The 14,005-nt window shown below is 36.8% G+C and carries 12 protein-coding genes and 1 pseudogene; 7 read left to right on the top strand and 6 right to left on the bottom strand.

Going from position 1 to position 14,005, the window contains the following annotated elements; genetic code table 11:
- Window positions 1-3 precede the first annotated feature (3 nt).
- On the bottom strand, window positions 4-1,146 hold the full coding sequence (locus AC3WVZ_RS22090) for a cysteine desulfurase family protein (protein ID WP_000638992.1): 1,143 nt from the start codon (window positions 1,144-1,146) through the stop codon (window positions 4-6).
- A 495-nt stretch (window positions 1,147-1,641) separates the two neighbouring features.
- Between AC3WVZ_RS22090 and AC3WVZ_RS22095 the strand changes: the two are divergent.
- Window positions 1,642-3,010: pseudogene (locus AC3WVZ_RS22095) on the top strand (IS1182-like element ISBth7 family transposase); the annotation flags it as partial.
- A 105-nt stretch (window positions 3,011-3,115) separates the two neighbouring features.
- Here AC3WVZ_RS22095 and ezrA read toward each other — a convergent pair.
- Together ezrA and AC3WVZ_RS22105 are read right to left on the bottom strand one after the other, a co-directional pair.
- Complete coding sequence (gene ezrA / locus AC3WVZ_RS22100; RefSeq protein WP_000377303.1) at window positions 3,116-4,828, bottom strand: septation ring formation regulator EzrA; 1,713 nt, start codon at window positions 4,826-4,828, stop codon at window positions 3,116-3,118.
- A gap of 210 nt (window positions 4,829-5,038) precedes the next feature.
- Window positions 5,039-5,878, bottom strand: a complete 840-nt coding sequence (locus AC3WVZ_RS22105) for a LysR family transcriptional regulator (RefSeq protein WP_000362528.1) — start codon at window positions 5,876-5,878, stop codon at window positions 5,039-5,041.
- A gap of 124 nt (window positions 5,879-6,002) precedes the next feature.
- Between AC3WVZ_RS22105 and AC3WVZ_RS22110 the strand changes: the two genes are divergently transcribed.
- Complete coding sequence (locus AC3WVZ_RS22110; RefSeq protein ID WP_001036054.1) at window positions 6,003-6,947, top strand: DMT family transporter; 945 nt, start codon at window positions 6,003-6,005, stop codon at window positions 6,945-6,947.
- An 11-nt stretch (window positions 6,948-6,958) separates the two neighbouring features.
- On the opposite strand, the gene refZ is transcribed toward AC3WVZ_RS22110, so the two are convergent.
- Window positions 6,959-7,597, bottom strand: a complete 639-nt coding sequence (gene refZ, locus AC3WVZ_RS22115) for a forespore capture DNA-binding protein RefZ (RefSeq protein WP_000814923.1) — start codon at window positions 7,595-7,597, stop codon at window positions 6,959-6,961.
- A 147-nt stretch (window positions 7,598-7,744) separates the two neighbouring features.
- On the opposite strand from refZ, the gene AC3WVZ_RS22120 reads away from it, so the two are divergent.
- Complete coding sequence (locus AC3WVZ_RS22120; RefSeq protein ID WP_000494340.1) at window positions 7,745-8,224, top strand: GAF domain-containing protein; 480 nt, start codon at window positions 7,745-7,747, stop codon at window positions 8,222-8,224.
- A gap of 62 nt (window positions 8,225-8,286) precedes the next feature.
- Here AC3WVZ_RS22120 and megL read toward each other — a convergent pair whose 3' ends face one another.
- A complete protein-coding gene (megL, locus tag AC3WVZ_RS22125) occupies window positions 8,287-9,462 on the bottom strand; it encodes a methionine gamma-lyase (RefSeq protein ID WP_063220471.1) in 1,176 nt (391 codons plus the stop codon).
- Between the two features lie 399 nt (window positions 9,463-9,861).
- Between megL and rpsD the strand changes: the two genes are divergently transcribed.
- The 4 genes from rpsD (at window position 9,862) to AC3WVZ_RS22145 (ending at window position 13,688) form a co-directional block, all read left to right on the top strand.
- Window positions 9,862-10,464 carry a 30S ribosomal protein S4 gene (rpsD, locus tag AC3WVZ_RS22130; protein WP_000135312.1) on the top strand — a complete coding sequence of 201 codons (603 nt, stop codon included), beginning with the start codon at window positions 9,862-9,864 and terminating at the stop codon, window positions 10,462-10,464.
- Window positions 10,465-10,938: 474 nt separating this feature from the next.
- Window positions 10,939-12,363: a T7SS effector LXG polymorphic toxin gene (locus AC3WVZ_RS22135; RefSeq protein ID WP_063220457.1), complete on the top strand. Its 1,425-nt coding sequence runs from the start codon at window positions 10,939-10,941 to the stop codon at window positions 12,361-12,363.
- 15 nt (window positions 12,364-12,378) lie between these two features.
- Window positions 12,379-13,059 (top strand): hypothetical protein, encoded by a 681-nt coding sequence (locus tag AC3WVZ_RS22140; RefSeq protein ID WP_000650400.1) that lies wholly within the window; start codon window positions 12,379-12,381, stop codon window positions 13,057-13,059.
- Window positions 13,060-13,223: 164 nt separating this feature from the next.
- Window positions 13,224-13,688 (top strand): hypothetical protein, encoded by a 465-nt coding sequence (locus tag AC3WVZ_RS22145; RefSeq protein ID WP_065381853.1) that lies wholly within the window; start codon window positions 13,224-13,226, stop codon window positions 13,686-13,688.
- Window positions 13,689-13,753: 65 nt separating this feature from the next.
- Here AC3WVZ_RS22145 and AC3WVZ_RS22150 read toward each other — a convergent pair whose 3' ends face one another.
- The gene (locus AC3WVZ_RS22150; protein ID WP_000050940.1) at window positions 13,754-13,882 is read right to left on the bottom strand and encodes a hypothetical protein; all 129 of its coding nucleotides are present in this window, start codon (window positions 13,880-13,882) and stop codon (window positions 13,754-13,756) included.
- Window positions 13,883-14,005: the final 123 nt, after the last annotated feature.

Raw genomic sequence — 14,005 nt, forward strand, 5'->3', positions numbered from 1 at the left:
TCTTTACCTCATCACTTCATATAATTTTGGCATCGTCTCTTTTACAATACCTTCAAATTGTTTTACTTCTTCCATTGTGTTTTCTGGTGCCAAACTAATACGAATAGCGCTTGCAGCTGCTGCATGCGGTACTCCCATTGACACTAACACTCTGCTCACTTCATTTGCTTTTGAAGAACAAGCAGATTTCGTTGACACATATACACCGTGTTCTTCTAAAGCATGAACGACTACTTCTGGTTTTAAACCAACAAATGATACATTTAAAATGTGCGGTGCTGCATATGCAAGCGACGTGTTAATCGTTACATCTTCCATCTCTTTAAAGAAACGAACAAGCTCTGCTTGTAAACTTTGCAAATGAGCTACCTTTTCTTTCACTTGTTCCATTGTCATGCGAAGTGCTTTCACCATCGCTACAATGCCAGGTAAATTCTCTGTACCAGAGCGATACTTAAGCTCTTGTTGACCACCTGATAAAATCGGATCTAATCTTACGCCATCGCGTACATATAGAAGACCCGTTCCTTTTACACTGTGGAATTTATGTCCAGATATTGAGCAAAGATCAATATGAGACGCATATAAATCAAGCGGTACTTTCCCTATCCCTTGTACATGATCTACATGGAATCTTATTTTCGGATGATTCGATAATAACGTTCCAATTTCAGCAACGGGCTGAATTGCTCCAGTTTCGTTGTTCACATGAATAATTGACACAAGAATCGTATCTTCACGAAGTGCTCGTTTCACATCTTCTACCGACACAACACCATGCTCGTTAACCGGTAAATATGTTACATCAAACCCGAGTTCTTCTAATTGCTTATATGCCTCAAACACAGACGCGTGTTCAATATTTGTTGTAATGATATGTTTGCCGCGCGAACGATTCCTCATCGCTATCCCTTTAATCGCAAGGTTATTCCCTTCTGTTCCACCTGATGTGAAAATAATTTCAGAAGGTTTAACACGAAGAAGCTGCGCTGCAATCGTTCTTGATTGTGTTAATAGACGCTCTGCCTCTCCTCCAAGCGAATGAATAGAAGAAGGATTACCAAAATATTTCCCAGCAACCGTCACGTACGATTGAAGAGCTTCTGGATATGGCTTCGTCGTCGCACTATTATCAAAATAGATCATCGTTCTTCCCCTTTCAGCGCTATCACATCGTATAATCATATCATAAATACGTGTCATTACGCTAAGACTACGCAAAGGTTCCGTTTTATCTCGATTGGTGAAGGCTAATAATTGTCGAGGATGCCCTCCTATTACAGTTTCACTTTATCCCGCATGAACAGGCAATAAGACTCTCACCTCAAAATCCAGTTAGAGCAAAGAAGTTAGGTAGGAGTCGGGCTGTCCGTAAATGCCCGATTGGTGAAGGCTAGTAATCAATGGGGATGAATCCTCCTACTGATTACAGTTTCACTTTATTTTGAAACGAATAACCTTGCTGTATTCCGCTATTCATTATAGCAACATCGTCTGCAAAATTACACAAAAAAACAAACCCTTTTATGAAAGGGTTTGTTCACAGGCTGTGGAGAAAGTCTTCTCCACAGCCTGTTTTTGTGTCTGAACCTCTTTTTATGTGTCAACACTGATAAAAAAGAGGAAAAGGAGAGATTTTTTATGATGGGTGCTTTAAAAAATCATCGTGATGAGCGTGTATCTGTTTCTGTAGAAGAGTTGGTTCCACAAGATCATTTCCTTCGTGCAATTGAAGCGACAATTAGTTTTGATTTTATTGAAGAGAAGTTACGCCCTTATTACTGTGAAAACAATGGACGCCCGTCCATTCATCCTATTGTTTTATTTAAGATGATGTTTATTGGATATTTTTACGGTATTCGTTCTGAGCGTCAATTGGAAAAGGAAATTAAAACGAATATTGCCTACCGTTGGTTTTTAGGGTTTTCTCTATCGGATACTATTCCGGATCACTCTACAATCAGTTGGAATCGTCGTACTCGTTTTATTCATACAAATATTTTCGAAGAAATTTTTGATGAGATTGTGAGACAAGCGACGGAGCACCGGATGGTAGGAGGACGTGCACTGATGACAGATTCTACACATATTAAGGCCAATGCCAATAAAAATAAATTTGTACATAAATATAAAAAAGAAAAAGCAAAGTTTTATATAGACGAGCTAGAAGCTGCGGTAATCGAAGATCGTGAGGTACATGGAAAAAAGAATTAAAACCTAGAAAGGAAAGTGATACCCCTACCAAAAAAACTCGTATAAGTACAACGGATCCAGATAGTGGATTTTTAATGAGAGATGGAAAACCAAATGGTTTTCATTTCTTGGATCATCGTACGACTGATGCGAAGTACAATATTATTACAGATACCTATGTAACGGCTGGAAATATGGCAGATTCCGAGCCGTATTTAGCACGCCTCCAAGCTCAGATTGATAAATTCGACTTCAAAGTAGAAGCTGTTGCCCTTGATGCTGGCTATTTTACAGGATATATCTGTAAGAAACTATCAGAACGGAATATATTTATGGTGATGGGGTATCGCCGATTTGGAAAACGGAATAAAGAAGTACCGAAAAGCCAATTTAAATATGTAGAAGAAATGAATGTTTTCGCTTGTCCGATGGGATGTATTCTAGAATATGTAACAACTGATCGTGAAGGATACCGTCAATACAAATCGAATCCAGAAGACTGCGCTGTTTGTCCGTTACGTGAGGTGTGCTTTTCAAAGAAACAAAAACAAAAAGTTATCACTCATCATGTGTGGGAGAAATATAAGGATATTGCTAGAAAAAACAAGCAACAGCTACAGGGAAAAGGTTGTATAAAGTACGCTGTTCCACTATAGAGCGAAGCTTTGCAGACGCCAAAGAACTACATGGCTACCGCTATGCCCGGTTTCGAGGGCTGAAGTCTGTCCAAATGCAAGCTTATCTCACCGCAGCTTGTCAAAACATGAAAAAAATAGCCCTCCACCTGACCAAAAAGGGTCAGGTGGAGGGCTATTTTTTAAAATTCTATTATTTTATGTTGTTTTTATTCGCTAAAATCAAAAAAGATTCCAGAGTGTTGGGAACCCTAAAGGGTTTCCCAACACTCTGAAAACAAACCCTTTTATGAAAGGGTTTGTTCATTGTCTACATATTCAGCTATTTTTTGAACAACGCCAGGTTCAAGTTGCTCTAATACTGAAGCCGCTTGTTCTAAAGCTGCATCATATTGATATTCACGGAATAATTTCTCAGCATAATTTAAACTTTCTGCTAGGTTTTCATCATGACTACGGTAACGGTTACCGTACTGAATTAATTTTTCCACTAAATATGCTTGTCCAATTAACTCTTCTGTCATTTCAGCCACACCGTTCACAGTTGTGTATGCTTCTTCTAAACTGCTATTTACAGCGTTCATATTTAACGGCTTCACTTCTAATTGTTCATATACAGCTTGCATTGCCATTTGCCCTCTTTTTAAATCTTCCATAATACTCTCTGGAAGACCTGGCAAATTCGACTTTTGCATAAAGCGTTTCGTTTCGAAAATAGTATTTCGCATTTCTTGTAACTTCTCACGTGCTTCAAATTCTTCTTTGCGCATCGCTTGCAGCATTTCTTTATATTCTGCATGAAGTACTTTTAACGTTTCACATTGCTCATAAACCTCTTCTAGTTCCTCACGAATAATAGAGAAGGCAATATCTTGTTCTGCAACGCGTAATTGTAGCATTTCAAAACGTTTCGTTAAAATGTGCATTTGCTTTTCAATTACTTTTTGAGACTCAATGTCTTTATCTTGTAACTGATAGCTTTGTTTCACAAGTTGTGTTTCTGTTTTCGTTTCAATCGTTTCGATACGCATTTCTTCTAAGTCATCGTAAACAGAAAGTGTTTTTTGCTCCACATAATGTCTCGCATGTACTTCTTGTTCCAATTGATCGTAGAAGCCATCTAAACGTGTTTTTAAATTTTCTACTTTTTCAGCCGCTTCTGTTATATGAAGCTCCTGTATATCCATTAAACATGTTTGTAGTTGTTTCGTCATATCGCGAACTTCTTTAGGGACTTCCAAATAATCTAATACATAACCTTGTCTTACCATATCATTATGTCCGTGTAATAAATCTTCCAGCTGAACTGGTAACGTCGCTTGACACTCTACCAATAAATCTGGAATTTGGTGAATAATGATTTCTAAATCTGCTAAACCTTCTTCCAAACTAATAACAATTTCTCTCGCTTTTAAATAGTCGCCATTGTTTGTTGCTTCTTCAAAGGTTTTAAATTTCTCAGATTCAGCGTCTAGCATCTCTTCGATTTTCTGCTCTGCTGCTCCATACATATGTCTATGAGCAAGAACACTCTTTTTCATACTACGATATGTATCACGTAACCCTTCAATTTCCGAGCTATTTTTCTCATGGCTTTCTAACAATTGCTGTAATTCATTTAAAATGTCAGTAATACGATTATCAGCGTCATCTAAACCACTTATGGATTCGTTCATCGCATGCTTTGCTTTTCGGAAGGAGAATTGCGAGGCGAATTTTCGCGCTTGCGCTAAATCTTTGTCAGCTTTCGGAAGGGTTGTTGATACAATTTCATCCCATTCTTCACGCCATTTACCAAACAGTTCTTCTGTTTGACCCGTCATGTTTAAATCTTTTACCCGTTTTAGTTCATCTGCCACAGGTTTATCTTTTATCTCTTGTTTCCACTGCTCCAGTGCTTCAATATCTTTATATGAACGATTTCTTATCACAAGCTCTATCATGAGCAGCACTAGAATAGAGCTTACTACAATGATAACGATCGTCAGGATAGAATCCATGCAAAAAAGCCTCCTAGTTATATCTCTTTTTTTGTCCGTTCCGTTTATGAAATGGAAGGCATTATGTATAAAAAGGGAATTCCCCTATATTTAACAACTAACAATGTACTAATCATACCATGTAATGGTTTGTTTTTGACCTAGTTTTTTTTAAAATTTCATGTTTCTTTCAATGTGATTGTAATCTTTCTCAATATTCCGCCTACCTCACTACCTATCCTCAAATGATTGTAATAACAAACAATCTTTCGTATGGGATACGAAATAAATTTTCCGCATGAGTGGTGGTTCAACAGAAATTACATGTACATTTCCTTGCCTTACAGACTGCTCCACTGCCCTTTCTGGAAGTAACGTGATACCAAGGCCAGCTTTTACCATTGCAAGCATCGGTTCTGCGTAAGATGTTTCCACAGCTATAGTTGGTTTTACACCTATTTCATGAAACATGTTCATAATCATTTTCCTTACATCACATATTTCTGGATATACAATTAATTTTTCATTGTGTAGCTCTTCTATTTGAATGACTATCTTCTCTTTGTACGGATGATTATTTGAAACGGCACAAACAATTTTCTCTTGTTGCACTTCTTTTATATACGTAGCACCTTCTACTACTGAATCGATGAACATCGCGTCAATCTCCCGCGCTTTAAATAAATCTCTTAATACTTCCGTATGCCCGATTTGCCATTCCACTTCGAACTCATCACCTAATATATCTTTACATTCTGATATGTAATGCTCCGCTAAACTCGGTAGTATACCAATTGAAAACTTCCGGTTCTCTTGATACCCCCTCATTTCTGTTTTCACTTCATTTATTTGCTCCAAAATCGGTAACATTCTTTTTATAAATAACTCTCCTGCCTCCGTTAACTCTACTCCTTGCGCAGAACGCTTAAGTAACGTAACCTCTAAATCCGCTTCTAACTTTTGAATTTGTTTACTAAGCGCTGGTTGCGATATATGTAAAATCTTACTTGCCTTTGATAAACTTCGCGTATGCTTCACTTCAATAAACGATCGTACTGCCTCCAAATCCATCGTACACACCTCTAACAAAAAGTTATAACCGTTATAAGAAATCGATATTTCCTCCTATAAACAATTACTCTTTATACTTATTTCATCAACTTACTATAACGAAATGTAAAGGGGAAAGATACTCTTGAACAAAAAACAAATGCTACTCGGATCCTTTCTATGCTTACTCGCTGTCACTGCCTGGGGATTTATGTTTCCTGTAATGGCAAATGCTCTGCAATTTATCGATCCATTCTTCTTCACAACGATTCGCTATGGATCAGCAGCTATTATTTTTCTTATTTTGCTATTAATTACTGAAGGAAAGACTTCACTCCGCTTAGAAAAAAGAACACTTTCTCTATTCTTTTACGGGACAGTCGGTTTCGCGGGGTATGGTTTTCTCGTTTTCTACGGACAGCAACTTGCCGGACCTTCCGGAGCAATCCATGCAGCTATGATTCAATCCCTTATGCCACTGATTGCCTTATCACTGCAATGGATAACCCAAAATCGCCGCCCACAAAACTATACATTCCTTTGTATGTTCGTTGCATTACTTGGCGTTATGCTTGTCATTTCAAAAGGAAATATTGAATTACTATTTGGAGCTGCAAGCCACTTATCAACAAATATATTGATGCTATGCGGCGTTACTTGCTGGGTCATTTATACAAACGGGGGTGCTCGTTTTCAATCTTGGTCACCACTTAGGTACACGACATTAACTTGTTTATTTGGCTCCATTTCACTCATCGTTATTGTTACTTTCTTAACGTACACAAATATAGTTACTATGCCGTCACTGCGTACAGTTGTGAGCGTTCGTTTTGAGCTCTTTTATATGTCGATTATCGCAGGCGTTATCGCTGTATTTTGCTGGAATATGGGAAATCGCTATATTTCATCTATTAACGGCATATTATTTATGAATTTAGTTCCTATCCTTGCACTCATTGGTTCTATCTTTCGAGGTTATACAGTCGATAAAATTGAAATCGCTGGGGCTGCATTAACAATTATCGCGCTATTATGTAACAATTTATGGCAAAGAAAAGTAAACATAAAAATCCCCACCTCAGTTCGTTAGGTGGGGATTCTTCACATATGAACAGCTCTTGGCCATTCATGGTACATATTCGCTTTACATAATGCTTGTTCCATCCATTGCTCAATCTCTTTCGTATACATTTCTATGAAAAATGTCTCAGACGGGAAAGAATGGAGTACTTCTGATATATATTGTGGATATAAAAACGGCATACTTATCATACCTTTTAATTGCGTCATAAACATTGTAAATGATACTTTCTGAAATTCTTGTTTCATTTGTCCTTGTCTAATCATTTGTTCTATATAATATCTTTCTTTAGAAAAATAAACGGTCATCACTTCACGAATTAATGTCGTATCAAGCGAAAGCTCTCGGTAGAAGAAACGTGTTAGTTCTCTATTTTCAAATTGATATCGTAAAATCCCGCGCACCATTTGCACCATTACATCTTTAGCCGACAAATACTCTCTCTGTTCAAACGACATTTCAATCACATGAATATATCCTTCTAAAAAATCAGTAATAAGCTGTTCTAATAAACCTTGCTTCCCAGCAAAATAATATGAAATATTCGCTACATTCACATCCGCTCGCTTTGCAATGTCTCGCACCGACGTTCCATCATAACCTTTCGTATTAAACAACGATATTGCCGCATCAATTACTTTTTGTTTCGTCTGCTTCATGCGCTCACTTCCCCTCACTGAACAGCTATAGTTTAAATTTCTTGACTTTTAAGACAAATTCCTTTAATTTTCTATCGACAAAGTCATGTGAAATACATCGTATTTTGCTAATATTTTACACATCTCGATAAAAAAGGAGCTGTTTCCATGTTTACTAAAGAAAGTTATGCAGGATCTCGCGTGCAGCAATATGAGACAGTAATTAAACAACTGGATGCGTTATTAACTGGCGAATCAAACGTAGTCGCAAACTTATCAAATGCGTCCGCATTATTAAACCAATTTTTAGATCGCGTTAATTGGGTTGGCTTTTACGTAACAGAAGGAAATCAGCTTGTCCTTGGACCGTTCCAAGGAATGCCTGCTTGCGTACGCATTCCATTTGGACGAGGCGTTTGCGGCGTAGCAGCTGAAACGAAAACAACACAGCTTGTAGCAGACGTTCACCAATTCCCAGGTCACATCGCTTGCGATAGTGCTTCTAATTCAGAAATCGTTGTACCGATTGTGAAAGAAGGAGCTGTCATTGGTGTACTTGACATTGATAGTCCTGAAAAGAATCGTTTTGATGAAGTAGATCAGCGCTATTTAGAAAAGTTTGTGGAAACACTCCTAAAACATATGTAAAAAGAAAAGAGCGAGTTATCGATTTAGTACGCCCTGTACAAAACCGATAGCTCACTCTTTTTTCATTGATTTACAGTAGATATTTTCTTTAATGCCTGCTCTAAATCAGAAACGATATCCTCCCACGATTCTAAACCGACTGATAAGCGTATTAAATTATCGAAAATGCCCATTTCTTTTCTTAGTTCAGCTGGAATCGCAGCGTGCGTCATCGTTGCTGGATGCTGAATTAACGTTTCTGTATCTCCTAAACTCACCGCAATTGTAATAAAGTGAAGATCATTAATAAACGCTTGCGTCTCTTCTTTTCCGCCTTTTACTGAAAAAGAAATAACACCGCCCCCGCGTTTCATTTGACGAGATGCTAACTCCCCTTCTGGATACCAAACACCTTCTACCGCATCATGTTTTCTTAGGAACGATACAATTTTTTCTGCATTATCACAATGACGATCCATTCTTACTGCTAACGTCTTTAACCCGCGTAATAATAACCACGCATCAAACGGTGCCATAATACCACCGATATCCTTTCGCATCGGGCGAATCTTTTCAGCTAATGCTTTCGTTTTACAAATTGTTACGCCTGCTACAACGTCACCGTGACCACCAATATATTTTGTCGCACTATGCACAACAGCGTCACAGCCAAGCTCAAGCGGCCTTTGTAAATAAGGTGAACAAAATGTATTATCAACAATAACAAGTAAGCCATTTCGCTTTGCAACCCGAATCACTTGTTTTAAATCAATTAATTTCATTGTCGGATTAATCGGTGTTTCAACGAAAATAAGCTTTGTATTTGGGCGAATTTTATTTTCAATATCAACCTCTGTCTCCATATCACAAAACGAATGCGTAATCATAAATTTTTCTTCTAACACTTCTAAAAAACCGTACGTGCATCCGTATAATCCATTTGAACAAATAATATGATCTCCAGCCTTTAAAAAACCGATTAAAGTCGCTGAAATAGCTGCCATACCAGATCCGAAGGCAAGTGCCTCTTCTCCTCCTTCTAACACCGCCATACGTTCTTCAAATAATTTCACAGTTGGATTTCCAAGCCGTGAGTAAATATAAGATGGATCCACTCCCGCAAAACTCGCCTCTCCTTGCTGCGCAGTCTCAAATGTAAATGTAGAAGTTTGAAATAAAGGTGGTGTTAAACTTCCTTTATGTTCCTCAGGTTTATAACCGTGATGAATTAACGCTGTCTCCATATGCTTCTTTTTCATAAAAACATCCCCCTTATGTTTTTATTGCCGCATATTCATCCATAAAAATTTGATGAACGTTTTCCTTCATTTTATGTAAGCGTTTTATTTGTGTTTCTATCTCTTCTTCTATATTGTTTTAAATTCCTTCTTATATTAATTTCCAAAATTTATATGCATAAAACAAAAACGTACTCGCTTGACGAAACTCTGGGTAAAAGATATAATAGCGTTTGTGTAAAATAAAAAGGCAGCCTTGTAATGTGAGTTTATCGTTTGTATTTTGTTCCTCTACGGAGGTGTATCTCGTAACTCCCTGCTGCTGGAGCGAAGGTACATGAAAACAAAATGCCCGTAAATATCGATTACGTCTGTTTTTATTTTACGTAAATAAAAACATTTTTAAAGGAGGAGTCAACTATGGCTCGTTATACAGGTCCAGCTTGGAAACTGTCTCGTCGTCTTGGAATCTCTCTAAGCGGCACAGGAAAAGAATTAGAAAAACGCCCTTACGCACCAGGTCCTCACGGTCCTAACCAACGTAAGAAACTTTCAGAATACGGTTTACAATTACAAGAGAAACAAAAACTTCGTCACATGTACGGCATGACTGAGCGTCAATTCCGTCGCACATTTGACCAAGCAGGTAAAATGCCTGGTAAGCACGGCGAAAACTTCATGATCCTTCTTGAAGCTCGTCTTGACAACTTAGTTTACCGTATGGGCTTAGCTCGCACTCGTCGTGCAGCTCGCCAATTAGTAAACCACGGTCACATCATGGTTGATGGCGCTCGCGTAGATATCCCATCTTACCGTGTAAAACCTGGTCAAACTATCAGCGTTCGCGAAAAATCTAACAACCTTGTTGTTGTTAAAGAAGCGATCGAAGTTAACAACTTCGTACCAGAATACTTAACTTTCGATGCTGACAAATTAGAAGCTACTTACACTCGTCACGCTGAGCGTTCTGAGTTACCAGCTGAAATCAACGAAGCATTAATCGTAGAGTTCTACTCTCGTTAATCTCGGTACTCTGCAAAGAGTATTATTAAAAGCCTTAGGAACCTTGTTTATCAAGGGGCCTGGGCTTTTTTTATTGAATATAGCCGATTATATGTATAAAAACAAAACAATGTAACAAAATAAAACTTAACCCTCTCTCTAGAATTTCATCCATTTTTTATCCACATTAATAAAAACCTCCCCCCTTCTTCTAACACTAAAAAAACACTACATTCTACCCCACAACTCATTTTTCTTTGCTGTACTCTCCTTTTGTTAACATGATTTTTACAACGTATTTATTTGTACATAATCTATACCTTCCCTTTTTCTATTTACATTCAACTTAAAAACCTCTTCATCACCCGAGCATCTGAATAAGATTAAAAAAACTTAATGAACAAGTATCTCTTTAACCGCAGAATTATCAGAATATTACATTTACATCCCCTTCCTTAAATTGGTATTATTTTCTTGTAAGAGGAGGGAAAGTTCATGTCTTTAAATATGTATCTCGGTGAAGTACAAGCTCAAACAGAAAGTATGAACTCTTTCTGTACCACTACTATTCAAGGTATGGAACAAATTATTCATTCTATTGATGCTTTTGCATTGGATACTGTTCTACAAGGACAAACATATAGCAGTGCAAAAGCATATTTCTTACAAACCTTTCGTCCGTTAGCACAAGGAATCATTTACTTATGCGAAGAATTAATCCGTCAAAATGATGCTTTTCCAAGAGACTTTCAATCACAGGTCGCTTCTACAGATGTTATCGAACAGGAGATATTAGAACAAATTCGAGAAATTGACCGAATGATAGCAAGTACGGAAGCAATCAATCAAGCTATGCCTATCTCGGGCATGGCTGCTATAGTAAATCTATTTGCTGACATGAGGCGTAAACTTCAAGAAAAGCTAGAGCACCTATATGAATTTAATCAAACATCTAGTGATAACTATAATACAGCGATTCAATTAGCCGCTAGTATCACGACAGGTTTAGCTGAAGTACAAAGCGGAAAAGGTTTTAGTCCCGTCAGTGGTACATTTAGTACACAAAGGTTGAATATGGAATGGATAGCCTCTATTCAAAAAATTGCAGAGGAAAGAGTTCAAGAAGCCGAAATAAAAAAAGAAATTGAAGAAAAAATGGCTTTGCAGGAACAAGAAGCTAATAGACCATGGTACCAAAAAACAGCTATTGGCGCTTGGGAATTCTTCCAAGGAATTTGTAATTCAGCTGCTGAAAACTTTACAGGCGTAGAATTACCAATGGGCAATGAATTAGAAAACAAAACAACCTTTCAAGTCGGAAATCTTGTGGGGAATTTTGTATCAGGGGTAGGATCTATTTTTGAAATTTTGGGCGGTATAGCTATTGTAACAGGATCAAATGTTGGAACCGTATTGTTAGAAGGAGTAACTTTCGGGGCAGCATCACCAATTGTTATCCCAGCTGATTTAGCTCTTACAACCGCTGGAGCAGGTGTTGCTACACATGGTGCATTTGTATGGTATAATACCGTTCAAAATAGTATCGATACTTTGCAAAGGTTTCAGTATTCTTTTGGTAAGTCTGGCGAAAGAGTTATGCAGACAGTAAAACCTAACTACAAAGACTATGTAAAAGCAGAGAAAGGACAAAGACCGCCAAATTTTACTCCTAAAGGAGCTAAGAGAGGTGGAGCTTTCAACGAAGCTAAGAGAGCAAGCGGTATTCCTGTTAATGAACAGCCAACTAAGGTGACACCAGCTGTAGATAAAAGAGGGAACCCTATTCCTGGAAGAGACTATCATTTCAAAGATGGTAAGATTATAAGAGAGCATTCAGGCGGTCATACTTATCCAGATGATCCATCTCAAAATAGAGGATCACATTTCAATGATATACATGGGAATCATTATGACTATTAAAATTGAGGTGGTAAAATGAAGTGTTGGAATGAAGTAGAAGAAGATGCATTCTCATACTACAAATGGTTTAGTAAGGATGAAGCAATCAAAAGAGTCGGGAATTTACCAAATTTAAGTTTATTCAGTGTTAATGGCTCCATGTTATTTAGCTCAGATGAAAAAAAACAATTCAAAGAAGTATGTGGCACTGAAATCAAGCAAGTATTTATGAAACATGATTTGACTAATGTCTACAAATTCTACTTGCTTGCAGCTATTGAAATCAAAGACAAAAACTCTAAAATTGAAAAATACCGAAAGGTATGGAAAGCTCTTCAAACCAAATGGAAACTTGAGGGATTTAATAAGGGTCCAGAAGTTGAAATGGAAACTGGAGGAACAACTTTCTACTCAAGTATTGCAGAGTTTTGTCTTGAGAAACTTCCAGATGCCATTGAAATAGTTTCTAGTAATCCTAAAAGATTTACAATCATTGCAAGTAAAAATAATGATATAATTGCGGAAGAAAATGTTAGAAAAATCTTCAAAAAAGCATTTAATGAATATAACAAATGGAAAGATGAAATAGATTATTTTAACCTTTCCATTCATCTCTGCCCAAAAGATGATATAGTTTTTAGATGGGGAGATTCATTAGAGGAAGCGGAAATAGCTGCTATATTTAAAGGAGATATACTTACACTTTTAAATAGCTAACTGCAAAATCTTTCTAAAAATAACTACATTTTAATTAACAATTATAATATTTGAATAGAATTAAAATAAGAAAAATCCGACTCACAAAAGACGGATTTCTTCATGTATCTAAAATGTATACTGCTTTATTTGATCTAATACTAAAAATTAGGGAGGAGTAATTTTTGGCGTATTCATTAAAACCTGAAATACAAGCCAGTCTTACAAAAATTGATTTTATTAAGAGATATAAAGCCTTATCAGAAAAATTTTCTGATAGAGAAAATACATTTGAAAACTATGAAAATGAAAAAGCAATTGAAGTATTTGAGTCTCTTGGCTATAAAGCTCGTTTTATGAAAAAAGAAAACTTTTTTAGAGTAGGAGAAGTAAAAAACAAAGATATCTATACTTTCAGGTTCAATATTAGCTTGAAATATGGACTCGTTGAATTTATTTGGGAGGCATGGCACACTGGTGAAGTTAGAACTGGAACATCTTGGGCTATGTTTGTAGACGTATTATCCAATGATACAGAAAAAATACTTCGTCCATGCTTCCACAGTTACGATGAACTCAAAGAAATCATGAAAATTGCCTTTGAAATGTACGAAGATTTTAAGCGAAAATTAATTCCTATTTATTCATAATTTAAAAAGCTACCGAAGACACCAAAACAGTTACTTCGAGTAGCTTTTATTTATATATATTAAAGTTATTTATTTTCCTCTTTTTGAACATATACATAAGCATCTTTCTGCTCTTTATGTATATCAACCTTCGAATTCTCTGCAAGTTGACCCGCGTTTAGCAAAGAAAAAATAATCAAAGCTTCTAGTGACATTTCGTTTTACCACTCCTTTCTAATTGTTATACGTTTATCATACCGCTTACATGTGATTTCCGTATGAACTCGAAAAGGAGATTAAAACAAAAAAGCTTTGAGGAATTTCCTCAAAGCTTTTTA

It is taken from the genome of Bacillus sp. CPT56D-587-MTF (assembly GCF_058792335.1).

Coding starts and splice junctions, on each gene's coding strand:
- megL (WP_063220471.1), bottom strand. CDS start 9,462: ATGAAAAAGAAGCATATGGAGACAGCGTTAATTCATCACGGTTATAAA.
- ezrA (WP_000377303.1), bottom strand. CDS start 4,828: ATGGATTCTATCCTGACGATCGTTATCATTGTAGTAAGCTCTATTCTA.
- AC3WVZ_RS22120 (WP_000494340.1), top strand. CDS start 7,745: ATGTTTACTAAAGAAAGTTATGCAGGATCTCGCGTGCAGCAATATGAG.
- AC3WVZ_RS22135 (WP_063220457.1), top strand. CDS start 10,939: ATGTCTTTAAATATGTATCTCGGTGAAGTACAAGCTCAAACAGAAAGT.
- refZ (WP_000814923.1), bottom strand. CDS start 7,597: ATGAAGCAGACGAAACAAAAAGTAATTGATGCGGCAATATCGTTGTTT.
- AC3WVZ_RS22140 (WP_000650400.1), top strand. CDS start 12,379: ATGAAGTGTTGGAATGAAGTAGAAGAAGATGCATTCTCATACTACAAA.
- AC3WVZ_RS22105 (WP_000362528.1), bottom strand. CDS start 5,878: ATGGATTTGGAGGCAGTACGATCGTTTATTGAAGTGAAGCATACGCGA.
- rpsD (WP_000135312.1), top strand. CDS start 9,862: ATGGCTCGTTATACAGGTCCAGCTTGGAAACTGTCTCGTCGTCTTGGA.
- AC3WVZ_RS22150 (WP_000050940.1), bottom strand. CDS start 13,882: ATGTCACTAGAAGCTTTGATTATTTTTTCTTTGCTAAACGCGGGTCAA.
- AC3WVZ_RS22090 (WP_000638992.1), bottom strand. CDS start 1,146: ATGATCTATTTTGATAATAGTGCGACGACGAAGCCATATCCAGAAGCT.